The organism is Streptomyces sp. JLBJ103 (assembly GCF_058215575.1).
The window spans coordinates 3,371,372-3,397,109 of the sequence record NZ_CM177089.1; the positions used below are offsets into that span (position 1 = coordinate 3,371,372).

Consider the following 25,738-nt stretch of genomic DNA (forward strand, 5'->3'; position numbering starts at 1 on the left):
TTGCAGAAGTCTTACATCCGGAGTGATTACCGAATGCATTGGAACCAATACACACAGGATTCCGTCGGGCCTTATGCACGCACCATGAGTGGATCAAGCACGGATCATGAGGAGATCACGCGCCGAAGCCCTTGGACGCCCCCTTCACCGGCTTGGCGCCCGCCAGCAGATGCGCCGGAACAAGATCGCGCGCCGGTTCGCTGTAGCCGACCGACACGATCTGGTCACCGCGGTAGGTGAAGCTGGTGAGGCTCGCCAGCGTGCACTGCCGCCTGCGCGGGTCGTGCCACAGCCGCCGCCGCTCCACGAAGCTGCGCACGATCCAGATCGGCAGCTGATGGCTGACGCACACCGCCTCGTGCCCCCGCGCCGCGTCCCGTGCCGCACCCAGCGCCGCCATCATCCGCACCACCTGGTCGATGTACGGCTCACCCCAGGAGGGGCGGAAGGGGTTGGTGAGATGGCGCCAGTTGGCGGGCTTGCGCAGGGCGCCGTCGCCCACGCCGAAGGTCTTGCCCTCGAAGACGTTCGCCGCCTCGATCAACCGCCGGTCCGACGCCACGTCCAGGCCGTGCGCCTTGGCGATCGGCATCGCCGTCTCCTGCGCCCGCTCCAGCGGGGAGGCGACAACATGGGTGATGTCACGGTCGGCCAGGTGCTCGGCGACCCGGTCGGCCATCCGCCGGCCCAACTCGGAGAGGTGGTACCCGGGCAGCCGCCCGTACAGCACCCCCTTGGGGTTCTCCACCTCACCGTGGCGCATCACATGGACGACGGTGATCTCGTTCTCGCTCTGAGTCATGTCACCCATCATTCAGTCGCCTCGGCGGCGGCCCGCGCCGCCCCCGGCAGAGCCGCGGCCACCCGCTCCAGCGCCCGGTCGTCATGGGCCGTGGAGACAAACCACGACTCGAAGACGGACGGCGGCAGATACACACCCTGCGACAGCATCGAGTGGAAGAACGCGGTGAAGCGGAACGCCTCCTGCGCCTTGGCCTTCTCGTAGTCGGTGACACCCTCGCCGGTGAAGAACACCGAGAACATGTTGCCCGCGGCCTGGAGCCGGTGCTCCACGCCCTCCTTGGCGAGCGCCTCCGTCACCATCGACCGCAGCCGCTCGGAGACCGCGTCCACCTTCGCGTAGGCCGCGTCGTCCAGCAGCCGCAGCTGCGCCACCCCGGCGGCCGTCGCGATCGGGTTCCCGGACAGCGTGCCCGCCTGGTAGACCGGTCCGGCCGGGGCCAGCCGCGCCATGATGTCGGCCCGCCCGCCGAAGGCCGCGGCCGGGAAGCCACCGCCCATCACCTTGCCGAAGATCATCAGGTCCGGCTCCACCCCGTCGAGCCCGTACCAACCGGCCTTGGAGACCCGGAAGCCGGTCATGACCTCGTCGGAGATGTACAGCGCGCCGTTCTCCGCGCACAGCTGCTTCAGCCCCGCGTTGAACCCCGGCAGCGGCGGCACCACACCCATGTTGCCCGGTGACGCCTCGGTGATCACACAGGCGATCTCTCCCGGGTGCGCGGCGAACGCCTGCCGGACCGCCTCCAGGTCGTTGTACGGCAGCACGACGGTCTCCCCCGCCTGCGCGCCCGTCACCCCCGGGGTGTCCGGCAGCCCGAAGGTCGCCACCCCGGACCCGGCCGCCGCCAGCAGCGCGTCCACATGCCCGTGGTAGCAACCGGCGAACTTGATCACCTTGGCCCGGCCGGTGAAACCGCGGGCCAGCCGGATCGCCGACATCGTCGCCTCGGTGCCCGAGGACACCAGCCGCACCTGCTCGACGGGCCCCACCCGGCCCACGATCTCCTCGGCGAGCTCCACCTCGCCCGCACCGGGCGTACCGAACGACGTACCGCGTGCGACCGCGGCCTGCACGGCCGCCGTGACCTCGGGGTGGGAATGGCCGAGGATCATCGGTCCCCACGAACACACGAGGTCGACATACTCCCTTCCATCGGCATCCGTGAGGTACGGACCATCACCGGACACCATGAATCGGGGCGTACCTCCCACAGCGCGGAAGGCCCGCACCGGAGAGTTCACGCCGCCGGGTGTCACGACCGCCGCGCGATCGAAAAGCGTCTGCGAAACTGGGGCTGCGTAGGGATAGCTCACGCAAGCCATGTTGTCAGAGGCTGACGGAGTCCTGCCGTGGAGCGTTTCACCGCTCCGGGGCGGGGGAGGTCTCTCTCACATTGATCGGGTTGCGCGGTGGTAGCCGCGAGTGGTCGGGTGGAGATATGCATCGCGGTGGCGAACTGGGTGAAGGGACGGACGACCGAGGCCCCGAGCGCGCCCGCCCTGGACGCCATCGGCGGGAGAACGCGGGCAGGGCAAGCAGAAGCGGGGGCCGCATGGGGGTGACCTACAAATACTTCGGTGCTCCCGACGGAGCCACCGCGGCCCGGGTCCCCATCTCCATGCGACCCGAGGAACTCGGCGGCGATGAGCTCGGCCACGGCATGTTCACCAAGATCAAGCCGGAGACGGTGGCCGCGATGGTCCTCACGGGCATCGAGGGTGTCCCCCTCCACAAGGTCCCCCCGCTCGAACTGGTCGTCCTCCACCCCGACTACGCCGTCGTCAAGCTCCCGATGACCGCGGTCGACCCCCTGCGCGGCGTAGGCGAAGAAGCCGTCGGCGCCGCCGCCTTCATCTGGTCCACCGTCCCCGACCGCGGCGGCCCCCGCGATGCCTTCACCGTCTACCAACTGCTGCACGAGTGGCAGGACTTCAGCCATCGACTGCATGAGGCGGGGCATCAGCCGTACTGCCTGGTGTGGCCGTGACGCGGTGCGAGGGCCCTGGGGCCCTCAGCACCGACTTCCCGCGGGTGCGGGGAGCAAGGAGTAAGGCAGGCTCTCCCGCATCATCACGAACGAGTCATGCTCCTGATGAAGTTGGGCCCGCTCGAACGCGGGTTCAGGGCTGGTCCAGGTAGCCGGCGAGGGTGGCGCGGCGGCGTTGGAGCGGCGGCTGACGCCGGTGCGCCGGGACAACTCTCCGATCAGCATGCGGTCCGTCCGTCCCCCTCCGGAGTTGACCTTGTCACCGATGTGAAGGGCTAACGTCGCCGTGTGCGCGGGCATTCCGCGCTGTGTCGTTCCAGCAGGGTGAGATATGAGCATGTATGTCGTTCAACGCAATGGCCGGGCGGCGACGGTGGAGGAGTTGGCGCCGCTCGCCTTCGCGGGGTACGCGCACTTCACCGCGATGCAGGTGCGTGACGGCGGGGTAAGGGGGCTCGACCTTCATCTCCAACGGCTGCGCGCGGCCTCGAAGGAGATGTTCGGAACGGCGCTGCCCGACGAGCGGGTGCGCGAGCTGCTGCGGACGGCGCTGGAGGCGGGAGGTGCGGCCGATGTCTCCCTGAGGGCCACGGTCTACGCACCGGTGGGCGGGTCGGCCGCGGATGAATCCGGGGCGGAGCTGGACATACTGGTGCGTACCAGGCCGCTCGCGACCCCGCCCACGGGGCCGCTGGCCGTGGAGGCCGTCGCGTACGAACGGATCCTCCCGGCGGTGAAGCACGTCGGTGAGGTGGCCAAGGCGTACTACCCGCGGCAGGCCGTGAAGCACGGCTTCGACGACGCCGTCTTCGTCGACCGCCGGGGGCGGCTCAGCGAGGGGTCGATCTGGAATCTGGCCTTCTGGGACGGCTCCACGGTGGTGTGGCCCGTGGCCGAGATGCTGGGCGGGATCACGATGGGCATCGTCCGCCGTCAGCTGGACCGCCTCGGGGTGCCCCAGCGGGACGCGGAGATCACGCTCGCCGATGTGCCGGGGCTGGCGGGGGCCGTGGTCATGAACTCCTGGACGCCGGGGGTGGCGCTGCATCGTATCGGCGGGACGGCCGTACCCGAGGCACCGTCCTTCCTGGAGCTGCTGCACCGGGCCTACGAGGCCGAACCGCTCACCACGCCGTGAGGGCGGCGACACCACGCGGATGACGCCATCACGCTGATGACGCCCGGCCGGGGATCGCCCCGCCCGGGCGTCATGCACGGCGTTGTACTCAGGCGCCGGGGTGGCCCTGGTCCATGTGGTTGTCGTGGTTGTTGTGGTCGTTGTGCTGCTCCATCTTGTTGGTGCTCAGCACACAGCCGGTGTCCGGGTCGATCAGAACCCGCGTGACGGTGTGGTCACACTCGACGTCCACCGCCCACACCATCTTCTTCTGGTGGTGGTCCTGGTGCGGGTCGGTCATACGCGAGCGGTTCCCGTGCTCCTGCCCCTGGTGCTGCCCGTCCTTCTCGGGGCAGTCCTCCACCAGTTCGGCGCTGAGGGCCCGCCCCCCGACCTCGCACTCGGCGATCCGGACCGCATCGTCGATCGTCACGGCGCCGTTGCGCTTCATCTGGTCCTCGTGGTGGGCGGGGTCGCCCTGGTGGTCGCCGTGGGCGGGGCGCATCCCGCTGCGGACCTGCGGCTGCGAGCCGTCGCCGTAGTGACCCTCGTCGTAACGCCCGTTGTCGGGCCGGCCGTTCTCGCCGTACTGCTCGCCCTCCCCGGCCTCGCCGTACTGGCCGTCCTCCCCGTTCTCGCCGTACTGCTCACGCTGGCCGTTGTCCTCGCCGTACTGCTCGGCACCCTCGTCCTCGCCGTACTGCTCACGGCCGCCGTTCTCGGCGTACTGCTCACGGCCACCGTTCTCGCCGTACTGCTCACGGCCCTCGTTCTGGCCGTACTGCTCACGGCCACCGTTCTCGCCGTACTGCTCGCGACCCTCGTTCTGGCCGTACTGCTCACGGCCACCGTTGTCCCCGTGCTGCTCGCGACCCTCGTTCTCGCCGTACTGCTCACGGCCACCGTTCTCGCCGTACTGCTCACGGCCGCCGTTGTCCCCGTGCTGCTCACGGCCGCCGTTCCCGCCGTACTGGCCGTTCTCCTCGTGTTGCTCCCGCTGGCCGTTTTGCTCGTGCTGTTGGCCATGCTCCTCGTGCATGCCCTGCTGCTCGTGCTGTTGGCCATGCTGCTCATGCATGCCGTGCTGCTCGTGTTGTTGCCCGTGCTGCTCGTGCCGGCCGTTTTGCTCGTGCTGCTCGTGCTGGCGGCCATCCCCATGCTCGTTGTTGTGGTGCCCCGGGTTCTGGGCCTGCTGGCACGCGCCGTTGGACGGCGTGTGCGTCGTCGTGGCCCACGCGGCCGTCGGCGCGCCGGCAACCAGTGCCGCCGCCGCGACAGCACTTGCCGAGACGACCCCCCAGCGGCGGAAGGACCGACGGGACCGCTGCACAAATCTGTTCTGCTGCGTCATGGGCTCAAATCACTCCTTGGGCATGGGGATGCTCCCTCGCCGGCGCCGCGCCGGTCGCTGTGCTCCCTTCCCCAGGCCCCGGAGACCGTAGCGGTTTCCGATCTTGACTCCCTCGATCGGATGTAAATAAGACCGTCATATCCTTCGTATGGATCATGTGCGTGCAGCCTCGACCAGACGCAGGCCGCACCCAGCCGTCAGGCACGTCACCAGATTCTTCGGATTCGCCAGATTCATCAGATTCGTCACAGGAGGGCCGATGACCACCCCCACCGCAGTCATCACCGGCGCCAGCAGCGGCATCGGCGCCGCGACCGCCCGTCGACTCGCCGCCGCCGGTTTCCGTGTCGTCCTCACCGCGCGCCGCGCCGACCGGATCGAGGCGCTCGCCGGTGAGCTGACCGAGGCGGGCCACGAGGCCGAGGCATATGTCCTGGACGTCACCGACCGCGACGCCGTCAACGCCTTCGCCGCCTCCCTCGACCGCTGCGACGCCCTGGTGAACAACGCGGGCGGCGCCATCGGCACCGAGTCCGTCGCCAACGCCGACCCGGACGACTGGCGGGCGATGTACGAGGTGAATGTGATGGGCGTGCTCCAGGTCACCCAGGCCCTGCTGCCCGCACTCACCGCCTCGGGCGACGGCACGGTCGTCGTCATGTCCTCGACGGCGGGCCATCTCGCGTACGAGGGCGGCGGCGGTTATGTGGCCGCCAAGCACGGGGCGCACGCCATCGCCGCCACCCTGCGGCTGGAGCTGTGCGGTGAGCCGGTACGCGTCATCGAGATCGCGCCCGGCATGGTCAAGACGGACGAGTTCGCGGTGAAGCGGTTCCGCGGCGACGCGTCCCAGGCCGCGGCCGTCTACGACGGCGTCGCCGAGCCGCTCACCGCGGACGATGTCGCCGACACCGTCGAGTGGGCCGTCACCCGGCCCTCCCACGTCAACATCGATCTGCTGGTGGTCCGGCCCCGCGCCCAGGCCGCCCAGCACAAGGTCCACCGCGAGCGTTGAGACTGGAAGCCGAGGACGGGAGGGGACGGAAGGGGACGGAAGGGGACGGAAAACGAGAGGCCCCGCCGGTGCCCAGCCCCCACCCCCCGTCAGGGGGCCGTCAACCCTTCACACACACGACCTGCTTGAGCCTCGCCACCACCTCGACAAGGTCCCGCTGCTGGTCGATGACCTGCTCGATCGGCTTGTAGGCGCCCGGGATCTCGTCCACGACGCCGGCGTCCTTCCGGCACTCCACGCCGCGCGTCTGCTCCTCCAGATCCCGTGTCGAGAAGCGCTTCTTCGCCGCGTTGCGGCTCATCCTCCGACCCGCGCCGTGCGACGCCGAGTTGAACGACGCCGCGTTCCCCAGGCCCCGCACGATGTACGAACCGGTGCCCATCGAGCCCGGGATGATCCCGTAGTCCCCGCTGCCCGCGCGGATCGCGCCCTTGCGGGTGACCAGCAGGTCCATGTCCTCGTATCGCTCCTCGGCCACGTAGTTGTGATGGCAGGAGATAACGGGCTCGAAGACCGGCTTCGCCTTCTTGAACTCCCGGCGCACCACGTCCTGGAAGAGCGCCATCATGATCGAGCGGTTGTACTTGGCGTACTCCTGCGCCCAGAACAGATCGTGCCGGTATGCCGCCATCTGCGGGGTGTCCGCGATGAAGACGGCCAGATCGCCGTCGATCAGGTTCTGGTTGTGCGGAAGCTTCCGGGCCTCGCCGATGTGGTACTCGGCCAGCTCCTTGCCGATGTTGCGGGATCCGGAGTGGAGCATCAGCCAGACCGAACCGCTGTCATCGAGACAGAACTCAATGAAGTGGTTTCCCGAACCGAGCGAACCCATCTGCTTGGTGGCGCGGTCCTGACGGAACTTGACCGCCTCGGCGACGCCGTTGAAGCGTCCCCAGAAGTCATCCCACTTCGCGGTGGCGAATCCATGCAGCCGCCCCGGGTTCACCGGGTCGTCGTGCATCCCCCGGCCCACCGGGATCGCCTGCTCGATCTTGGATCGCAGCCGGGACAGATCCCCGGGCAGGTCGTTCGCGGTGAGCGACGTCTTGACCGCCGACATTCCGCAGCCGATGTCGACGCCGACCGCCGCCGGGCACACCGCGCCCCGCATGGCGATCACCGAGCCGACCGTGGCGCCCTTGCCGTAGTGCACATCGGGCATCACGGCCAGACCCTTGATCCACGGCAGGGTGGCGACATTCCGCAGCTGCTGCATGGCGCCGTCCTCGACCGTCGAAGGATCGGTCCACATACGGATCGGGACGTTCGCCCCAGGCACCTCGACGTACGGCATGTTTTACTCATTCCCCCGTGAAAGACAGAAAACGCAAAAACCGGGCTTATGCCTCATTGGTGGCGGTCGACCGGCAAGCACGGCAGCGCGTGCGGTAGACATTGTGTCCAGCGACCGCCTACGGGCGGCAAGCAGTTTTCGCTCGAAGGGACACGGACAGTGCAGCCAGCGCAGCGAAAGGCGTACGGATGGCGCGCCAGCTCGGCCGTCGCCGTGCTCATCAGCGTGCTCGCCGCCGCCGGGCTCAGCGGATGCACCGGCTCCGACTCAAGGCCCAGTGGGGACGACGGTGCCCCGGACGACTCCGGACACCAGGTCTCGGCTGAGCCCGGCCGCTATCGGTCCCTGCCCGAGGCATGCGGCGCCGTAAGCACGAAGACCCTCCAGACGCTGCTGCCCGGCGGCGACGAGGACAACAAGGCGTACGAGGGACAGGCGGCCCTCACGTACGACATAGACCGGCGCGACGGCTGCCGCTGGAAGATGGAGACACCCGGCGGCACCCGCTATCTGACCTTGGACTTCGAGCGCGTCGTGTCGTACGACCCGGCCGTCAGCGATGACGACCGGGCACAGGACCTCTACGAGAAGAAGGCCGTCGCCGCTCACGTCCCGGACGCCCCGAGCACCCCCTCGACCCCCTCCGGCTCCTCCGACGCGTCCGAGGGCTCCGCCGGCGACGGGAGCAGGGGCGACACGGTTCCCGGATCGACGCCCAGCTCCGACGAGAGCGGCACCAACCAAAGGGACCACAAGGGTAAAAAGGGCGACAAGGAAACCAATCCCCCGAACAGTGACGAACTACCTCGAAGCGATGAAAGTGCGACGAGTGACGAGGAATTCGACGGAACCGCCCCGCGCCGCCTCGATGACCTCGGCGACGACGCCTTCCTCAACGACCAGTTGATCACCAAGGACTCCGGTATCCACCGCGACATCACCGTGGTGTTCCGGTCCTCGAATGTGATTGCCACCATTCGTTACAACCAGTGGTCGACCGACAAGACGAGCATTCCCGACAGCGAAGAACTACAGCAAAACGCCGAAGACTTGGCGCAGGAGCTGACCGACCGGCTCAACGAATAACGGGCCCGGTACGAACCCGTGGAATGACCCAGGACACCCCGCGAAGACCTCGGAGATTGGGACGCCCGCGCATCGGCCGCGTACCGTGCCGACTAATGACGCGGGCGGCACATCCGCCCATCGACAGAGAATGAGCGAAGGATCCATGCACCGTTCAGCCCCGCGACTCGCCCGAATACTCGCCTGCGCGACCGTACCTGTAGTGCTGGTCGCAGGCTGCTCCTCCGGCTCCGATGACGACAAGAAGAACGCGGACAATCCATCGAGATCCGCCTCGCCCAGTCCGTCCCCGACCGTAGCGGCAGCAAAGTTCAGCAAGCTGCCCGATGTCTGCACCTCCCTGTCGGGCAAGACCATCGGCGAGCTCGTCCCGAAGGCGGAGCAGAAGAAGGGCAAGGCGCTGCCGTCGGCGGACACCAATACGGCCGCGAGCTGCCTGTGGAGTGGCCTCGACGGATTCAAGTACCGGTCGCTGACCGTCTCCCTCAAGCTCTTCCACTCCGACAGCGGGATGGGCAGCGGTGACAAGCGCGCCCAGGCGTTCGCGGGCCAGCAGGCGAGCAAGGCCGCCACGGCCGACGGCGCCAAGGACGCCAAGACCGAGCAAGCCGGTGGCATCGGCGACGCGGCCACCACGGTCAGCACCAAGACCAAGAAGGACGGCGACGACTTCCGCAACCAGACGGTCGTCGCCCGTACGGCCAACGTCGTCGTGGTGATCGAGTACGACGGTGCCGGTTATGAGACCGCCAAGACGCCGGACGCCGCCGATCTGCTGAAGGACGCCAAGGACGCGGCCAAGGAGGTCGTCGAGTCCGTCGGCAAGAACGACAAGGGCGGTTCGGGCGGTTCGGGCGGTTCGAGCAGCAAGCCCGATAGCGGCGCCTCGGCCGGCAGCGACAAGAAGAAGACCAGCGCCTAGCCGGTCCGCCACCCCTTCCCGTCCGAGGCACTTGACGTGTATGCGACCCTGGGCGCGCTGTTGCCAAGGACGGGGAGGGATCGCGGGTGGCCGCGATGCAATTGACACGTACGCATCGAATACTGATCGGGGTGGTCGTCGCCGGAGCGGTGGTGATCGCCGCGATCGGCTTCGCCGGCTCCTATGCGGCCGTACGCGATCTCGCACATGACAAGGGCTTCGGCGCCTTCGCCAACGTCTTTCCCATCGGCATCGACGCCGGGATCGTCGTTCTGCTCGCCCTGGATCTGCTACTCACCTGGATCCGGATCCCCTTCCCCCTGCTGCGGCAGACGGCCTGGCTGCTGACCGCCGCCACGATCGCCTTCAACGGCGCCGCCGCCTGGCCGGATCCGCTCGGGGTCGGGATGCACGCCGTGATCCCGGTGCTCTTCGTCGTCTCCGTCGAAGCGGCCCGGCACGCGGTCGGCCGAATCGCCGACATCACCGCCGACCGGCATATGGAGTCGGTCCGTATCGCCCGCTGGCTGCTCGCGCCGGTGCCCACCTTCCGGCTCTGGCGCCGCATGAAGCTGTGGGAGCTACGCAGTTACGACGAGGTCATCAAACTGGAGCAGGACCGGCTGGTCTACCGCGCCCGGCTGCGGGCCCGCTACGGGCGCGGCTGGCGCCGCAAGGCGCCCGTCGAGTCGCTGATGCCGCTGCGGCTCGCGCGGTACGGGGTGCCGCTGGCGAACACCGCACCGGCGGGGCTGGCCGCGGCCGGTCTGGAGGCGAACGCGGTGGTCCTGCCGTCCGCGCTTCCGGCCGGTACGGGCACAGGCACCGGAACGGGCACGGGCACCGGAACGGGAACGGGAACGGGCACCGGAACGGGAACGGGGGATACGGCGGGTGCGGCAGACGCCACCGGATCGGCGGCGTACGACGTCCCCGGGGCCGAAACCGGCGCGCCGGGCGCCCCGGGCGCCCCCACCGCGCCCAAATCCGCCGGTGCGCCGGGCGCCCCTGGCGCGGGTCCGGCGGCACCGGCTCCGGCGCCCGCCCCCGGACCGCAGGAGCTGCCGCTCTCCCTGCCGCTGCCGGTCTACCAGCAGTCCGGATATCAGCAGTCCGGGTATCAGCAGCCGGTCCCGGCGGCCCAGGGCCCCGATGTCACGGCCGAGCAGGCGCGGCAGGGCCAGCGGGTGCAGCAGCCGGAGACGGCCGAGCAGCAGGTGACCGTACCCGTCGGTCCCGGCCGGGTGCGGCAGCTCGGCGGCCAGGGTGTGGTGAACAACCAGGGCGTCTATGTACCGGAGCAGCGGGAGCCGGAGTCGTACCTCGAGTACGAGGGGGTGGGGCAGCCGGTGGCCGAGCTGCCGGACGACATCCCGCGGGAGGAGGTGTTCTACGGCGCCTTCCGGCAGTACCTCGCCGACAACGGCATGTTCCCCTCGGCGTTCCAGTTCGGGCAGCGGCTGCGGGAGACCTACGGCGTCACCGAGCTGAGCAACAACGAGCTGGGGGCGCACGTCAACGACTTCAAGGACCGGTACCGGACGGAGATGGCGGCCGAGCAGATCCCGTAGGCCCTGTCCTGCCGACACGCACACGCGCACAACAGGCGTCATCCGCGCACCAGATCCGTATACGGCGAAGGGGGCGGACCGGGAAACCGGTCCGCCCCCTTCGCCGCGTGTGTGCTTCCGGCGCGATCAGCGATCAGGACGCGAGCAGCTTGCGCACCCGGTCCGCCCCCACCGCCAGCAGCAGCGTGGGCAGCCGGGGGCCGGTGTCCCGGCCGACCAGCAGCTCATAGAGCAGCGCGAAGAACGACCGCTGCGCCACCTTCAGCTCCGGGGTGGGCTTGGCGTCCGCCGCCAGCCCCGCCTGGATCTTCGGCACGCCGTAGACCAGCGTGGTCAGCCCGTCCAGCGACCAGTGGTCGTCCAGGCCCTCGAGCAGCAGCCGCAGCAACTCGCGCTCGGTCTCGCCGAGCGAGGCCAGCCGCTCGGTGTCCGGCTCCTCGCGCACCCGGGTGCGCTGGTCGGCCGGGACCTGGGTGGTGATCCAGCGCTCGGCCTTGTCGAGCCGCGGCCGGGTGTCGTCCAGCGACTTCACCGGGTTCTCCGGGTCGAGGTCGCTGAGGATGCGCAGCGTCTGCTCGTCATGGCCGGTGGTGATGTCGACCACCGACGCCAGCGTGCGGTACGGCAGCGGGCGCGGGGTGACCGGAAGCTCCCCGGCGGCGGTGCGGGTAGCGCGGCTGTAGGCGGCGGCGTCCGCGGGCTGGGCCGAGCCTTCGGCGATCTTGCGCGCCAGCGCGTCCCACTCGTCGTAGGTCCGCTGGATCTCCTGATCGAAGGCGATCTTGAAGGACTGGTTGGGGCGGCGGCGGGCGTACAGCCAGCGCAGCAGCGGCGCCTCCATGATCTCCAGGGCGTCGGCCGGGGTCGGCACCCCGCCCTTGGAGGACGACATCTTGGCCATGCCGCTGATGCCGACGAAGGCGTACATCGGCCCGATGGGCTGGTCGCCGCCGAAGACCTCGCGCACGATCTGCCCGCCGACGACGAAGGAGGAGCCGGGCGAGGAGTGGTCCACACCGGAGGGCTCGAAGACCACGCCCTCGTACGCCCAGCGCATCGGCCAGTCGACCTTCCAGACCAGCTTGCCGCGGTTGTGCTCGCTGAGCAGGACGGTCTCGCCATGGCCGCAGGCGCAGGTGTAGCTGAGCTCGGTGGTCTCGTCGTCGTACGCGGTGACGGTGGTCAGGTCGCGCTCGCACACCGAGCAGTACGGCTTGTACGGGTAATAGCCCCCGCTGCCCGCGCTGCCGTCGTCCTCGGCGGCCGCGCCGGAGCCCTCGGCGGCGGCGAGCTCGGCCTCGTCGACCGGCTTCTGCTGCTGCTTCTTGCCCCCCTTGGCCGCCCCCGACTTGTCCTTGGTGCGGTAGCGATCAAGCACGGCGTCGATCTGGGTGCGGTGGCGCATCGCGTGCAGGATCTGCTCGCGATAGGCACCCGAGGTGTACTTCTCCGTCTGGCTGATGCCGTGGAATTCGATGCCCATCTGCCGCAGCGCCTCGACCATCGGCGCCTTGAAATGCTCGGCCCAGTTGGCATAGCTGGATCCGGGCGGGGCCGGGACGGAGGTGAGCGGCTTGCCGATGTGCTCGGACCAGGACGGGTCGACCCCGGCCGGGACCTTCCGATACCGGTCGTAGTCGTCCCAGGACAGGATGTGGACGCACTCGTATCCACGGCGCCGGATCTCGTCGGCGACCAGGTGCGGGGTCATGACCTCGCGCAGATTGCCGAGGTGGATCGGGCCGGACGGGCTGAGGCCCGAGGCGCAGACGATCCCCGGTGCCGGAGCACCTGATTTCGCCGTGCCGGGGGCGCGGCGCTCCGCCTCGGCAATAACCTCGTCGGCGAATCGGGAGACCCAGTCGGTCTCGGTGCTCTGAGCCACGGTCGGCACTTCCTTCCTAGCGGTCATGGCACCGCCCATTGTCCCAGACGGAGCGGGCACCTCCGGGGCCCTGTGGACAGGTTGTCCACAGGGCCGGAAAACGGGTTGGACACACCGTGAAATACTGGTGTGGCCTCATCGGCAACCAAGTCCTCTACGGAACGGCATCTCACCCATGGCCTCGGTTCCCTCTCTTGCCGCTACGGTCCACCAGCGCGTCTCGGACGCCCTCTCGGCTGCTCTGCCGGAGGCCGCTTCCGCCGACCCGCTGCTGCGACGAAGCGACCGGGCCGACTTCCAGGCCAACGGGATGCTGGCGCTGGCGAAGCGGCTGAAGGGGAATCCGCGTGAGCTGGCCTCGAAGGTCGTGGAGCACATCCCGGTGGCCGCCACCTCCGCCGACCCCGACCCGGTGATCGCGGACATCGAGGTCTCCGGCCCCGGCTTCCTCAACATCACGATCGCCGACTCCGCGATCACCGCCACCCTCGCCGCACGCGCGGCCGACGACCGCCTCGGCGTGCCCCACGCGCCGGACGCGGGCACCACCGTCATCGACTACGCCCAGCCGAATGTGGCCAAGGAGATGCACGTCGGCCATCTGCGCTCGGCCGTGATCGGTGACGCGGTGGTCCGGATCCTGGAGTTCACGGGCGAGAAGGTGGTCCGCCGCCATCACATCGGCGACTGGGGCACCCAGTTCGGCATGCTCATCCAGTATCTGATCGAGCATCCTCACGAGCTGGACCACAAGGACAAGGAGACCTCCGGCGAGGAGGCCATGTCCAACCTCAACCGCCTCTACAAGGCGGCGCGCGCGCTCTTCGACGCGGACGCGGAGTTCAAGGAGCGCTCCCGGCGCCGGGTGGTCGACCTCCAGGCCGGGGACGAGGAGACCCTCGCCCTGTGGCGGAAGTTCGTCGACGAATCGAAGCTCTACTTCTACTCGGTCTTCGACAAGCTGGACATGGAGATCCGCGACCCCGATGTGGTCGGCGAGTCCGGTTACAACGACATGCTGGTGGAGACCTGCCGCCTGCTGGAGGAGTCCGGGGTCGCGGTCCGCTCCGAGGGCGCGCTGTGCGTCTTCTTCGACGACGTCAAGGGCCCGGAGGGCAATCCGGTCCCGCTGATCGTCCAGAAGTCCGACGGCGGCTTCGGCTACGCGGCCACCGACCTCTCCGCGGTCCGCGACCGGGTGCAGAACCTTCAGGCCGACACTCTGTTGTATGTCGTAGACGCCCGGCAGTCGCTGCACTTCAGGATGGTCTTCGAGACCGCCCGCCGGATCGGCTGGCTCGACGAAAAGACCCACGCCGTCCAGCTCGCCTTCGGCACCGTCCTCGGCAAGGACGGCAAGCCGTTCAAGACCCGTGAGGGCGAGACGGTACGGCTGGTCGACCTGCTGGACGAGGCGATCGACCGGGCGGCTGCCGTCGTCCGGGAGAAGAGCGAGGAAAAGCTGGGCCTCACCGCGGAGGAGATCGCCGAGCGCGGCGCCCAGGTCGGCATCGGCGCCGTGAAGTACGCGGACCTGTCCACCTCCGCCTCCCGCGACTACAAGTTCGATCTGGACCAGATGGTCTCGCTCCACGGCGACACCTCGGTGTACCTCCAGTACGCGTACGCCCGGACCAAGTCGATCCTGCGCCGCGCCGCCGAGGGCCAGCGGCCGGTCGCCCGCCCCGAGCTGCCGCTGTCCCCGGCCGAGCGGGCCCTGGGGCTGCATCTGGACCAGTTCGCGGAGGTCGTGCGCGAGGTCGCCAAGGGGTACGAGCCGCACAAGCTGGCCGCGTATCTCTACCAGCTGGCCTCGCTGTTCACCACCTTCTACGACCAGTGCCCGGTGCTCACCGCCGAGGGCGGCCCGTCCCAGGTCGAGAACCGCCTCTTCCTGAGCGAGCTCACCGGCCGCACCCTCCACCTGGGCATGGACCTGCTCGGCATCCGCACCCCCGAGCGCCTCTGAGCCCCTGACGGCCGGCGCCCCGCCTCCCTCGCGGCAAGAGGGGGCGGGGCGCTGCCGTATATGCGGATGCGCATCGCGTATCAGCTGTACTGGGTGAAGCCTCCCGTGGTGATCTTCAACCCGAGTGCCGCCAGCTCGATGTCCTCGCCGTACAGCCCGTGGAGGACTCCTTGATAGGCCCCCTCGCGGGGCACCGTGTACAGAGTCCACGTGCCATCACGGGGGTCGACGATCAAGTAGGTGGGCACGCCCGCGTCGGCGTACCAGCTGACCATGTCCCGGGTGTCCTTGGAGCTGTTGCCCTTGGAGACGACCTCGCAGACGAGCTCGACATCGCCCGGATCGGCCAGCCATTCGTCCGACTCTCCGAACCCCGCGTCACAGACCAGGAGATCGGGCGTGGCGTAGTCGTCCTTGTCACCCGGCATCGACACGGAGGCGACCTGGTAGGGGGCCAGATGATCCGCCAACCCGGGACGCACCTGGTCGTAAAGAGCATTGATGATCCCGGCGTGCCTGCCACGCGGGGTCGGGGACATCATGAGAACTCCTCGGATGATCTCGGCACGCAGGCCACTGGCTTCCTCAGCTGCTTCGGCGGCCTTGCGAAGCGGGGTCATGCCGGGCTCCGGCGGAGTGAGGCCCACGATGTCCTCTCTTCCGACAAGCGATGTCGTCATGATGCATTCCCTTGCGATACGAAAATTCTAGCCGCGGGAGCGGCCGCCTTACCGTGACCGTGGCAGTCTCCTGATCCCCGCGTCAGCCGGAGAACCGAAGATCACCGCATCGGATGAGGGGCGTCCTGACCGGGGACGGCGGGGCAGGTGGTGTCCCGCTCCGGGCGCTCGCCGGTCAGCAGGAAGTCGGTCACCCGCCGGTCCGCGCAAGCGTTGCCGCGACCCGGGCCCTGGTAGGCCACGCCGTGCCCCATCGCGTCCACGCTGACCATCCGCGCCCGGTCGCCGAAGGCGTGCCGCAGCTTCAGCGCGCCGCTGTACGGGGTGGCCACATCGCGCTTGTTCTGCACCATCAGGACGTTCGACGGCCCCTGGTCGGTGATCCGGACCGGCTTGTCCCGCGGGGTGTCGTGCCAGAAGGCGCACGCCGTGGCGTTGACCGGCATTCCGGCGGTCAGCGGGTGGCTCTTGCGGCTCGCGGCGACATCGCGCGCATAGCCGGGAAGGGACTTCGGCCACTCCACGTCGTTGCAGAGGGTCCCCAGGGACACGGCCATGGCGTCCTGACCGGGGTTCGGCGGGATCGCGCCGGGCACCTTGCCCGCGTCCGCGTCGGTGATCAGTTCGGCCAGGCTCTCGAAGCTGTCCCGGGAGTACAGGGCGGTGAGCACGCTCTGGCGGAGCACATTGCCGTTCAGCTCGGGCGGGTTGGCGCCGGGCCAGGACAGCGGCTTGGCGTCCAGCCGGGCGGCGAGGTCCAGGACCCGGCGGCGTACCCCTGCGGGGGTCTCGGCGAGCCGGACCGGGCTGTCGGGGGCGGAGGCCCAGGCGGCGAAGTCCGGGAAGGTGTCCTCGACGCCGACGGCGTAGTTGGCCAGCCAGCCGCGCTCCACCCGCTTCGGGTCCGGGTCGTCATTGCTGTCCAGCACCCAGCGGTCGGTGCGCTCCGGGAACATCTGGGCGTACACCGACCCCGCGTACGTTCCGTAGGAGACGCCCCACGCGGACAGTTTCCGCTCCCCCAGCGCCTGGCGGATGCTGTCGATGTCCCGCGCCTCGGTCACGGTGCCGATGCTGCGCAGCAGCTCGCCGCCGTTGCGGGCGCAACGGTCGGCGATGCGGCGTCCTGTGGTGATGTTCCCCGCGATGCCGCCGTCGGCGGCGGGCCAGGGACGCGAGGCGGTCAACGACAGGTCGGCGGTGGCGAGTTGGCAGTCGGCATGTGTGGAGGCGCCCAGACCGCGCGGATCGAAGCTGACGATGTCGTAGGCGTCCCGCACCGATTGCGGCAGCCGCTTGCCGAGCGTGGTGGGCCGGTCCAGGCCCGGGGAGCCCGGGCCGCCCGGGATCAGCATCAGGACGCCCCGGCGATCGTCGGTCCGCTCGCTGCGGATCCGGGAGACCGCGAGCGAGATCCGCTTCCCCCCGGGGTCGCGGTAGTTCAGCGGCACCTTCAGCGTCGCGCACTGCTGGCGGGGATCCAGCTGGGTGCCCGGACACGGACCCCAGTCGAGCGGGCGGGAGGAGGTGACGGACAGCTCTCCCGCGGTCGCGTCGGCACCGGAGACGGTGGTGAGCAGAGCGGCCGTGGCGGCGGTGGCGAGGGTCAGCGCGGTGGTCTTGCCGGAGAGATTTCGCATGCGATCGAGCCTCGTGGAACCGGCCCACCGATCCCATCCGGCCACCCGGACAACCCAGTTGGGGTTAACCCCAGCCCGGCTGTCCACCGATCGGCGTACCGTGGCCGGAACACGATCATCCTCTTTGCGACAGTTTCCTGACGCCGCACAACCCGGGGCGGCTACGGCCCGTCCAACCCCACGTACATCCACGTACATCCAATATCCATTCACATGGGGGTCCGATATGCGACGGTGGGGGACCGCACTCGCGGCGATGGCATTGGCAGGGGCCGGTCTGGCGACGACGATGGGGACGGCACACGCCGCCACCAAGCCGTCGACGGCGGCCGCCTGCGCCACCGGCTGGGGCAGCGGCGTGAAGAGCGCGCAGACGGCGGCCCACAAGCCGCTGAAGAACATCAAGACCAGCCGGCACGAGTGCTTCGACCGCATGGTCTTCGAGGTCAAGGGCGGTACGGCCGCCAGCAAGATCGGCTACCGGGTGGGTTATGTCGACCACCTGTACCAGGACGGCTCCGGTGACGAGATCCCGGTCGGCGGCGGCGCCGTGCTGGAGGTCCGGGTGGCCGCGCCGAGCTATGACCCGCAGACCGGCGCCGAGTCGTACCCGGGCCGCGCCCGCAAGCCTCTTCCGGGTGTGAACCTGACGGGGTACAAGACCTTCAAGGACACCCGGTTCGGCAGCAGCTTCGAGGGTGACACCCAGGTCGGGCTGGGCGTGCGCGCCAAGCTTCCGTTCCGGGTGTTCCAGTCGGGCGGACAGGTGATCGTGGACGTGGCGCACTCCTGGAACGCGGTGCGCTGACGCCACACGGCGGGGGCGAACCCGTGTCCGCCCCCGCCCCGCACGGGCCGGCCGCCGTGTCCGGCCGGCCCGTCCCCGGCGCCGTACAGGATGAGGGAATGAACGAACCGACCAGCGAATCCGCGCTCCCCGGCCCCCGCGCGACCGGTCTGCTCAGCGGCAAGGTCGTGCTGATCACCGGCGGCGGGCGGGGCATCGGCGCCGCCTCGGCCCGACTCTTCGCCCGCGAGGGCGCGAAGGTGGTCCTGGCCGCCCGTACCGAGTCCCAGCTGAAGGCCGTGACCGAGGAGATCCGTGCGGAGGGCGGCACCGCCGACCATGTGCGGTGCGACCTGGCCGAGGCGGCCAGCGTCCAGGCGGCCGTCGACCGGACCGTAGAACTGCACGGCAGGCTGGACGCCGCCTTCAACAACGCCGGGGCCGCCATTCCGCCCGCCCCGCTGGCCGAGGTGGCCGAAACCGACTTCGACCTGATCACCACGGTCAGCCTCAAGGGCGTCTGGCTCTCCATGGCGGCCGAGATCAAGGCCATACAGGCCACCGCGGGCCACGGCGCCATCGTCAACAACTCCAGCGTCGGCAGCTTCCGCGGCAATGCGGAGCTGCCCGCGTACGGCGCGGTCAAGCGGGCCGTCAACAGCCTCACCGAGTCCGCCGCGATCACCTACGGACCGGAGGGCATCCGCGTCAACGCCGTCGCTCCCGGCACCACCATGACCGAGATGATCGAGGAATGGGCCCACCGGTCGCCCGGGGTCATCGACCGCCTCAACGCCCGGACACCGCTGCGCCGTCCCGCCGATCCGATCGAGGTCGCCGAGGCCGCGGCCTGGCTGCTCAGCGACCGCGCCTCCTACGTCACCGGCGCGGTGCTGCCGGTCGACGGCGGTATGCGAGCCTGAACGCACCACGGCTCCCGTACGCACCCCGTCCGAAAGTGCCGCCATGACTCCCCAGGACCTGCTGGACCGCGCCGAGCGGCTGGCCGCCACCGGCCGCCGCCGGCTGCTCGGCATCGCCGGACCGCCCGGCGCCGGGAAGACCACCTTGGCTGGGTATCTGGTCGCCGCGCTCGGCCCGGAGCGGGCGGTCCTGGTCCCGATGGACGGCTTCCACCTCGCCGACGCCGAACTGCGCCGACTCGGCCTGATGGACCGCAAGGGCGCCCCGGAGACCTTCGACCCGTACGGCTACACCGCCCTGCTGCGGCGGCTGCGCGCGCCCCGCGCGGGCGAGACGGTGTACGCGCCGGGGTTCGACCGCGACCTGGAACAGCCCATCGCGGGCTCCGTGCCCGTGGCGCCGGACATCCCGCTGGTGATCACCGAGGGGAACTATCTGCTGCTCGACGAGGAACCATGGCGTCCGGTACGGGAGTTGCTGGACGAGACCTGGTGGATCGAGCTGGACGGCGAGGAGCGGGTGCGGCGGCTGATCGACCGTCATGAGCGGTTCGGCAAACCGCGCGCGGAGGCCGAGCGCTTTGTGCTCGGCTCCGACGAGGCCAACGCCCGCCGGGTGGCGGCCGGGCGGGCGGCGGCCGATCTGGTGGTCAGGGGCCGGTGACCACCGGCCCCCGCTCCCCGGATCTACTCCCCGCGGTTCAGCCGCTGGGCGACCTCGGTGGCCCAGTAGGTGAGGATCATCCCGGCGCCCGCACGCCGCACGGACGTCAGCGTCTCCATGATCGCGCGGTCGCGGTCGATCCAGCCGTTGGCCGCGGCGGCCTCGACCATCGCGTACTCACCGGAGATCTGGTACGCCGCCACCGGTACGTCCACCACGTCGGCGATCCGCCGCAGGATGTCCAGATAGGGCAGCGCGGGCTTCACCATGACCATGTCCGCGCCCTCGGCGAGGTCCAGTTCCAGTTCCCGCAGCGCCTCACGGGCGTTGGGCGGGTCCTGCTGGTACGTCTTGCGGTCGCCCTTGAGCGAGGAGCCGACCGCCTCGCGGAAGGGGCCGTAGAAGGCGGAGGCGTACTTGGCGGTGTAGGCCAGGATCGAGACGTCCTGGCGGCCGATGCCGTCGAGCGCCTCGCGGACCACCCCGACCTGGCCGTCCATCATCCCGCTGGGGCCCACCACATGGACGCCCGCGTCCGCCTGCACCCGCGCCATCTCGGCGTAGCGCTCCAGCGTCGCGTCGTTGTCCACCCGGCCCTCGGCGTCCAGGACCCCGCAGTGGCCGTGGTCGGTGTGCTCGTCCAGGCACAGGTCCGACATGATCACCAGGTCGTCGCCGACCTCGGCCCGGACATCCCGGATGGCGACCTGAAGAATTCCGTCGGGATCGGTGCCGGGCGTGCCGACGGCGTCCTTCTTGGCCTCCTCCGGCACCCCGAACAGCATGATCCCGCCGACACCCGCCTCGACGGCCTCGGCGGCCGCCTTCCGCAGGGTCTCCCGGGTGTGCTGGACCACGCCCGGCATCGACGCCAGCGGCACCGGCTCACCGGCCCCCTCCCGCACGAACGCGGGCAGGATCAGCCCGGCCGGGTGCAGCCGGGTCTCGGCGACCATGCGCCGCATCGCCGGAGTGGTGCGCAGCCGACGTGGCCGCGCCCCCGGGAAACCGCCGTACTTCGCTGTCACGAGCGTGCCCTCCTCCTCGATCCCGGCCGCCGCTCGCTCGGGCGGGTGACCGGGTCCCCGGCCTCGATCGCGGCCTGGCGCCGCGCGGCCCCGAAGTCCGCGAGCGCCTCGGCCAGCTTGAGCACCGAGGGCTCGGGCGACAGGACGTCCACCCGCAGGCCGTGCTCCTCCGCGGTCTTCGCGGTGGCCGGGCCGATACAGGCGATGATGGTGACGTTGTGTGGCTTGCCCGCGATGCCGACGAGGTTCCGCACGGTGGACGACGAGGTGAACAGCACCGCGTCGAACCCGCCGCCCTTGATGGCCTCGCGGGTCTCGGCCGGCGGCGGCGAGGCGCGCACGGTGCGGTACGCGGTGACGTCGTCGACCTCCCAGCCCAGCTCGATCAGCCCGGCGACCAGGGTCTCGGTGGCGATGTCGGCCCGCGGCAGGAAGACGCGGTCGATCGGGTCGAAGACCGGGTCGTACGGCGGCCAGTCCTCCAGCAGCCCGGCCGCGGACTGCTCACCGCTGGGCACCAGATCCGGCTTGACGCCGAAGTCGATCAGCGACTTGGCGGTCTGCTCGCCGACCGCCGCGACCTTGATCCCGGCGAACGCACGGGCGTCGAGCCCGTACTCCTCGAACTTCTCGCGCACCGCCTTGACCGCGTTGACCGAGGTGAAGGCGATCCACTCGTAGCGCCCGGTGACCAGGCCCTTGACCGCGCGCTCCATCTGCTGCGGGGTGCGCGGCGGTTCGACCGCGATGGTCGGCACCTCGCTGGGCACCGCCCCGTAACTGCGCAGCTGGTCGGAGAGGGAAGCGGCCTGCTCCTTGGTCCGCGGGACCAGGACCTTCCAGCCGAACAGCGGCTTGGACTCGAACCACGACAGCTGGTCGCGCCGCTCGGCCGCGCCCCGCTCGCCCACGACGGCTATCACCGGCTGCGCGCCCTGCGGCGACGGCAGCACCTTCGCGGACTTCAGCACCTGCGCGATGGTCCCCAGCGTGGCCGTCCAGGTCCGCTGGCGGGTGGTGGTGCCCGCGACGGTCACGGTCAGGGGGGTGTCCGGCTTGCGGCCCGCGGCCACCAGCTCCCCGGCCGCGGCGGCGACGGTCTCCAGGGTGGCGGAGACGACGGCGGTGGCGTCCGAGGAGCCGACCTCGCTCCAGCAGCGCTCATCGGCGGTCCGCGCGTCCACGAAGCGGACGTCGGCGTGTCGAGCGTCCCGCAGCGGCACCCCCGCGTAGGCGGGTACACCCACCGCGGCCGCGATGCCCGGCACCACCTCGAAGACGATGCCCTCGGCGGCGCAGGCGAGCATCTCGTCGGCGGCGTACCCGTCGAGACCGGGGTCGCCCGCGACAGCGCGGACGACCCGCTTGCCGCCGCGCGCGGCCCCCATGACAAGATTGGCGGTGTCCCGGAGTACCGGGATACCGGCGGCGCTTGACGACCCGTCAGCGTCCGCCTGCGGCGGTGCGCCCTGAGCGTCCGCGGCCACGCCCGGCCTGACGTGCGCACGTACCACGTCGAGCACATCTGGGTCGGCGATCAGTACGTCGGCGGCGGCTAGTGCCTCCACGGCGCGCAGCGTCAGCAGGCCCGGATCTCCCGGTCCTGCGCCGAGGAAGGTGACCTGCCCGCAGCCGGGGTGGTTCGGGACGTTGGGGTTCAAAGTGCTCGCTCCCCCATAAGACCGGCCGCACCTTTCGCGAGCATCTCGGTGGCGAGTTCGCGACCCATGATCTGAGCCTGCGACACGGCCTCACCAGGTGAAGCGGGTACGGGACCGGTGGTGGACAGCTGCACCAGCGCCGAGCCGTCGGTGGTGCCGACGACGCCGCGCAGGCGCATTTCGGTGACATCCTGAGCGTCGCCCAGCAGGTCGGCCAGCGCACCCACAGGTGCGCTGCAACCGGCCTCCAGGGCGGCGAGCAGGGATCGCTCGGCGGTCACGGCGGCCCGCGTGTGCGGGTCGTCGAGCTCGGCGAGCCGGGCAGCGAGCGACGCGTCGGACGCGGCGCATTCGACTGCCAGAGCCCCCTGGCCGGGGGCGGGCAAAATGTGGTCGGCGTCGAGGATCTCGGTCGCCTCGTCGATCCGTCCCATTCGGATCAGACCGGCGGCGGCGAGCACCACGGCGTCCAGTTCCCCCGAACGCACATAGCCGATGCGGGTGCCGACATTGCCGCGGATCGGCACGGTCTCGATGTCGAGGCCGAACGAGCGGGCCCACGCGTTGAGCTGGGCCGCACGGCGGGGCGAGCCGGTGCCTATCCTCGCGCCCGGGGGGAGTTCGGCGAAGGTGAGCCCGTCCCGGGCGATCAGCGCGTCGCGCGGGTCCTCACGGCGAGGTATCGCGGCGAGCACCAGACCCTCGGGTTCGGCGGTCGGCAGGTCCTTCAATGAGTGCACGGCGAAGTCGATCTCGCCGCGCAGCAGCGCCTCGCGCAACGCGGAGACGAAGACGCCGGTACCGCCGATCTGCGCGAGCTGCTCGCGCGAGACATCGCCGTAGGTGGTGATCTCGACCAGCTCGACGGGGCGTCCGGTCAGCTTCCGCACCGCGTCGGCGATCAGACCGGACTGGGCCATGGCCAGTGCGCTGCGTCGGGTGCCCAGACGCAGTGGTGCGGTGGGGGTGGCAGGGGTGGAGCTCATGCCCGGCCTCCCTTCGGGTCGTTCGGTTCGGCTGCGCCGCGTACGGGGGCGGCGCCGGGGCGGCCGCCGTCGGCGCGGCTGACGGCGGCGACCGCCTGCGGGTCGAGGTCGAACAGCTCGCGCAGCGCGTCCGCGTACCCGGCACCCCCCGGGGTGCTCGCCAGCTCCTTGACCCGCACGGTGGGCGCGTGCAGCAGCTTGTCGACGACCCGCCGCACGGTCTGCGTGATCTCGGACCGCTGCTTGTCGTCCAGATCGGGAAGACGTCCCTCGAGCCGGGCGACCTCGCTCGCGACGACATCTGCCGCCATGGTACGCAGCGCGACCACGGTGGGCGTGATGTGCGCGGCGCGCTGAGCCGCCCCGAAGGCGGCGACCTCGGCGGAGACGATGGAGCGGACCAGGTCGACATCGGCGGCCATCGCCCCGGCGGCCGGACCCGAACCGTCGGCCGGGGTGGCGGCCGCCTCGGCGAGCGACTCGATGTCCACCAGGCGCAGGCCGTCGATCCGGTGCGCGGCGGCGTCGATGTCCCGGGGCATGGCCAGGTCCAGCAGTGCGACCTCGGCCGCGCCCCCGGGACCGCCCACCGGAGGGCAGGCCGCGCGCTGGGCGAGGGAGGTGCGCAGCTCATCGGCGGTGAGCACCACGCCCGTGGCGCCGGTGCAGGAGACGACGATGTCGGCGTGCGGCAGCTCAGCGGCGACCCGGTCCCGCGCCACGGCGCGGGCGACCAGCCCGGCGACCCGGACCGCGTCGGTGGCGGCGTGCTGCTCGGCCAGGGACTCGGCGAGCCGCAGTGCCCGCTCCAACGTCCTGTTGGCGATCACCAGTTCTGCCACACCGGCGCGTGCGAGGGTCGCCGCGGCCAGCGAGGACATCGAGCCCGCGCCGATCACCAGCGCGCGCTTGCCCGCAGCCCACTCCGCCACCGGCACCGGTCCGGCCAGCTGCTCCAGACCGAAGGTGACCAACGACTGCCCGGCCTTGTCGATCCCGGTCTCGCTGTGTGCCCGCTTGCCGACCCGCAGCGCCTGCTGGAACAGGTCGTTCAGCATCCGGCCCGCGGTGTGCAGCTCCTGTCCGAGGGCCAGCGCGTCCTTGATCTGGCCGAGGATCTGGCCCTCGCCGACGACCATCGAGTCCAGTCCGCAGGCCACCGAGAACAGATGGTGGACGGCCCGGTCCTCGTAGTGGACGTAGAGATAGGGGGTGAGCTCGTCCAGACCGACGCCGGTGTGCTGGGCGAGCAGCGTGGACAGCTCGGCGACCCCGGCGTGGAACTTGTCCACGTCGGCGTAGAGCTCGATGCGGTTGCAGGTGGCCAGCACCGCGGCCTCGGTGGCGGGCTCGGCGGCGAGGGTGTCCTGCACCAGCTTCGCCTGCTCGTCCCCGACCAGGGCGGCGCGCTCCAGCACGCTCACGGGCGCGCTGCGGTGACTCAGTCCGACGACCAGGAGACTCATGCCGGCATCACGGCGGGTACGTCCCCGTCAGGTCCTTGCCGGCCGCTGTCGGCGCCGGGGCCGCCCGCGGCCGTCGGGTGGGGGGCCACGGAGGCCTGCGGAACGGCGCCCGCGCCCTCCTCGTGGCCGGTCGACTCCTCGCCCGCCTTGCGCTGCTCGTGGAAGGCGAGGATCTGGAGCTCGATCGAGAGGTCGACCTTGCGCACATCCACGCCGTCCGGAACGGACAGCACGGTGGGCGCGAAGTTGAGGATGGAGGTGATGCCCGCGGCGACGAGCCGGTCGCAGACCTGCTGGGCCGCGCCCGCCGGGGTGGCGATCACACCGATCGACACACCGTTGTCTTCGATGATCTTCTCGAGCTCGTCGGTGTGCTGGACCGGGATGCCCGCGACGGGCTTGCCCGCCATCGCCGGATCGGCGTCGATCAGCGCGGCGACCCGGAAGCCACGGGAGGCGAATCCGCCGTAGTTGGCGAGGGCGGCGCCGAGGTTACCGATACCGACGATCACCACGGGCCAGTCCTGGGTGAGGCCGAGTTCCCGCGAGATCTGGTAGACGAGGTACTCCACGTCGTAGCCGACCCCACGGGTGCCGTACGAACCCAGGTAGGAGAAGTCCTTGCGGAGCTTGGCCGAATTGACTCCGGCCGCGGTCGCCAGCTCCTCGGAGGACACCGTGGGCACCGAGCGCTCGGAGAGCGCTGTCAGGGCGCGCAGATACAGCGGTAGCCGGGCGACGGTGGCCTCGGGAATCCCTCGGCTTCGGGTCGCCGGTCGGTGAGTTCGGCCAGTTGCCACAGTGCTCCTGCGGGTAGAGCGGGGCTGCGGGCGGCGCACAGTTCCATGACCGCCCCATCGACAGCAGGCTATGTCTTTGTGAACGCGTGCACAAAGATAGT

Annotated in this window: 22 protein-coding genes; 10 read left to right on the forward strand and 12 right to left on the reverse strand. The window is 70.3% G+C overall.

Annotated features, from left to right (window positions below):
- Positions 1–115 precede the first annotated feature (115 nt).
- On the reverse strand, positions 116–802 hold the full coding sequence (locus tag AC4BEG_RS14735; protein WP_490706334.1) for a histidine phosphatase family protein: 687 nt from the start codon (positions 800–802) through the stop codon (positions 116–118).
- Between the two features lie 8 nt (positions 803–810).
- Positions 811–2,127, reverse strand: coding sequence for a glutamate-1-semialdehyde 2,1-aminomutase (hemL, locus tag AC4BEG_RS14740; RefSeq protein WP_490706335.1), 1,317 nt, complete (start codon positions 2,125–2,127; stop codon positions 811–813).
- Between the two features lie 116 nt (positions 2,128–2,243).
- Between hemL and AC4BEG_RS14745 the strand changes: the two genes are divergently transcribed.
- Together AC4BEG_RS14745 and AC4BEG_RS14750 are read left to right on the forward strand one after the other, a co-directional pair.
- Complete coding sequence (locus tag AC4BEG_RS14745) at positions 2,244–2,792, forward strand: hypothetical protein (RefSeq protein WP_254746467.1); 549 nt, start codon at positions 2,244–2,246, stop codon at positions 2,790–2,792.
- A 331-nt stretch (positions 2,793–3,123) separates the two neighbouring features.
- The gene (locus tag AC4BEG_RS14750) at positions 3,124–3,930 is read left to right on the forward strand and encodes an aminotransferase class IV family protein (RefSeq protein WP_490706336.1); all 807 of its coding nucleotides are present in this window, start codon (positions 3,124–3,126) and stop codon (positions 3,928–3,930) included.
- 88 nt (positions 3,931–4,018) lie between these two features.
- Here AC4BEG_RS14750 and AC4BEG_RS14755 read toward each other — a convergent pair whose 3' ends face one another.
- On the reverse strand, positions 4,019–5,260 hold the full coding sequence (locus AC4BEG_RS14755) for a hypothetical protein (protein WP_490706337.1): 1,242 nt from the start codon (positions 5,258–5,260) through the stop codon (positions 4,019–4,021).
- 259 nt (positions 5,261–5,519) lie between these two features.
- On the opposite strand from AC4BEG_RS14755, the gene AC4BEG_RS14760 reads away from it, so the two are divergent.
- Entirely contained in the window at positions 5,520–6,275 is a 756-nt protein-coding gene (locus AC4BEG_RS14760) for an SDR family NAD(P)-dependent oxidoreductase (RefSeq protein ID WP_490706338.1), read from the forward strand.
- Between the two features lie 100 nt (positions 6,276–6,375).
- On the opposite strand, the gene AC4BEG_RS14765 is transcribed toward AC4BEG_RS14760, so the two are convergent.
- Positions 6,376–7,569 (reverse strand): RtcB family protein, encoded by a 1,194-nt coding sequence (locus tag AC4BEG_RS14765; protein ID WP_490706339.1) that lies wholly within the window; start codon positions 7,567–7,569, stop codon positions 6,376–6,378.
- A 159-nt stretch (positions 7,570–7,728) separates the two neighbouring features.
- Here AC4BEG_RS14765 and AC4BEG_RS14770 point away from each other — a divergent pair, with 159 nt between their 5' ends.
- The 3 genes from AC4BEG_RS14770 to AC4BEG_RS14780 all read left to right on the forward strand — a co-directional run bounded on the left by AC4BEG_RS14770 (position 7,729) and on the right by AC4BEG_RS14780 (position 11,148).
- Entirely contained in the window at positions 7,729–8,655 is a 927-nt protein-coding gene (locus AC4BEG_RS14770) for a DUF3558 domain-containing protein (protein WP_490706340.1), read from the forward strand.
- Positions 8,656–8,800: 145 nt separating this feature from the next.
- A complete protein-coding gene (locus tag AC4BEG_RS14775) occupies positions 8,801–9,577 on the forward strand; it encodes a hypothetical protein (protein ID WP_490706341.1) in 777 nt (258 codons plus the stop codon).
- Positions 9,578–9,672: 95 nt separating this feature from the next.
- Positions 9,673–11,148: a DUF2637 domain-containing protein gene (locus tag AC4BEG_RS14780; RefSeq protein WP_490706342.1), complete on the forward strand. Its 1,476-nt coding sequence runs from the start codon at positions 9,673–9,675 to the stop codon at positions 11,146–11,148.
- Between the two features lie 133 nt (positions 11,149–11,281).
- Here the strand turns inward: AC4BEG_RS14780 and lysS are convergent, their stop codons facing one another.
- Positions 11,282–13,060, reverse strand: coding sequence for a lysine--tRNA ligase (lysS, locus tag AC4BEG_RS14785; protein ID WP_490706343.1), 1,779 nt, complete (start codon positions 13,058–13,060; stop codon positions 11,282–11,284).
- A gap of 148 nt (positions 13,061–13,208) precedes the next feature.
- On the opposite strand from lysS, the gene argS reads away from it, so the two are divergent.
- Positions 13,209–15,002 (forward strand): arginine--tRNA ligase, encoded by a 1,794-nt coding sequence (gene argS / locus AC4BEG_RS14790; RefSeq protein WP_490706344.1) that lies wholly within the window; start codon positions 13,209–13,211, stop codon positions 15,000–15,002.
- An 80-nt stretch (positions 15,003–15,082) separates the two neighbouring features.
- Here argS and AC4BEG_RS14795 read toward each other — a convergent pair whose 3' ends face one another.
- Entirely contained in the window at positions 15,083–15,682 is a 600-nt protein-coding gene (locus AC4BEG_RS14795; protein WP_490706345.1) for a Uma2 family endonuclease, read from the reverse strand.
- 101 nt (positions 15,683–15,783) lie between these two features.
- Positions 15,784–17,322 carry an alpha/beta hydrolase gene (locus AC4BEG_RS14800; protein ID WP_490706346.1) on the reverse strand — a complete coding sequence of 513 codons (1,539 nt, stop codon included), beginning with the start codon at positions 17,320–17,322 and terminating at the stop codon, positions 15,784–15,786.
- A 226-nt stretch (positions 17,323–17,548) separates the two neighbouring features.
- On the opposite strand from AC4BEG_RS14800, the gene AC4BEG_RS14805 reads away from it, so the two are divergent.
- The 3 genes from AC4BEG_RS14805 (at position 17,549) to AC4BEG_RS14815 (ending at position 19,696) form a co-directional block, all read left to right on the forward strand.
- Positions 17,549–18,130, forward strand: coding sequence for an AMIN-like domain-containing (lipo)protein (locus AC4BEG_RS14805; protein ID WP_490706347.1), 582 nt, complete (start codon positions 17,549–17,551; stop codon positions 18,128–18,130).
- A 98-nt stretch (positions 18,131–18,228) separates the two neighbouring features.
- Positions 18,229–19,032: an SDR family NAD(P)-dependent oxidoreductase gene (locus AC4BEG_RS14810; protein WP_490706348.1), complete on the forward strand. Its 804-nt coding sequence runs from the start codon at positions 18,229–18,231 to the stop codon at positions 19,030–19,032.
- 43 nt (positions 19,033–19,075) lie between these two features.
- Positions 19,076–19,696 carry a nucleoside/nucleotide kinase family protein gene (locus AC4BEG_RS14815; protein WP_490706349.1) on the forward strand — a complete coding sequence of 207 codons (621 nt, stop codon included), beginning with the start codon at positions 19,076–19,078 and terminating at the stop codon, positions 19,694–19,696.
- A gap of 23 nt (positions 19,697–19,719) precedes the next feature.
- On the opposite strand, the gene hemB is transcribed toward AC4BEG_RS14815, so the two are convergent.
- Genes hemB through AC4BEG_RS14840 form a run of 5 tightly spaced genes read right to left on the reverse strand, consistent with a single transcriptional unit; the run spans position 19,720 to position 25,637 of the window.
- On the reverse strand, positions 19,720–20,661 hold the full coding sequence (hemB, locus tag AC4BEG_RS14820) for a porphobilinogen synthase (protein ID WP_490707087.1): 942 nt from the start codon (positions 20,659–20,661) through the stop codon (positions 19,720–19,722).
- 59 nt (positions 20,662–20,720) lie between these two features.
- Positions 20,721–22,385, reverse strand: a complete 1,665-nt coding sequence (locus tag AC4BEG_RS14825) for a bifunctional uroporphyrinogen-III C-methyltransferase/uroporphyrinogen-III synthase (RefSeq protein ID WP_490706350.1) — start codon at positions 22,383–22,385, stop codon at positions 20,721–20,723.
- Positions 22,382–23,371: a hydroxymethylbilane synthase gene (gene hemC / locus AC4BEG_RS14830; RefSeq protein WP_490706351.1), complete on the reverse strand. Its 990-nt coding sequence runs from the start codon at positions 23,369–23,371 to the stop codon at positions 22,382–22,384. The genes AC4BEG_RS14825 and hemC overlap by 4 nt, the downstream gene beginning before the upstream one ends.
- Positions 23,368–24,837 (reverse strand): glutamyl-tRNA reductase, encoded by a 1,470-nt coding sequence (locus AC4BEG_RS14835; RefSeq protein WP_490706352.1) that lies wholly within the window; start codon positions 24,835–24,837, stop codon positions 23,368–23,370. Before AC4BEG_RS14835 ends, hemC begins: the two co-directional genes overlap by 4 nt.
- Complete coding sequence (locus AC4BEG_RS14840; RefSeq protein WP_490706353.1) at positions 24,834–25,637, reverse strand: redox-sensing transcriptional repressor Rex; 804 nt, start codon at positions 25,635–25,637, stop codon at positions 24,834–24,836. The genes AC4BEG_RS14835 and AC4BEG_RS14840 overlap by 4 nt, the downstream gene beginning before the upstream one ends.
- Positions 25,638–25,738: the final 101 nt, after the last annotated feature.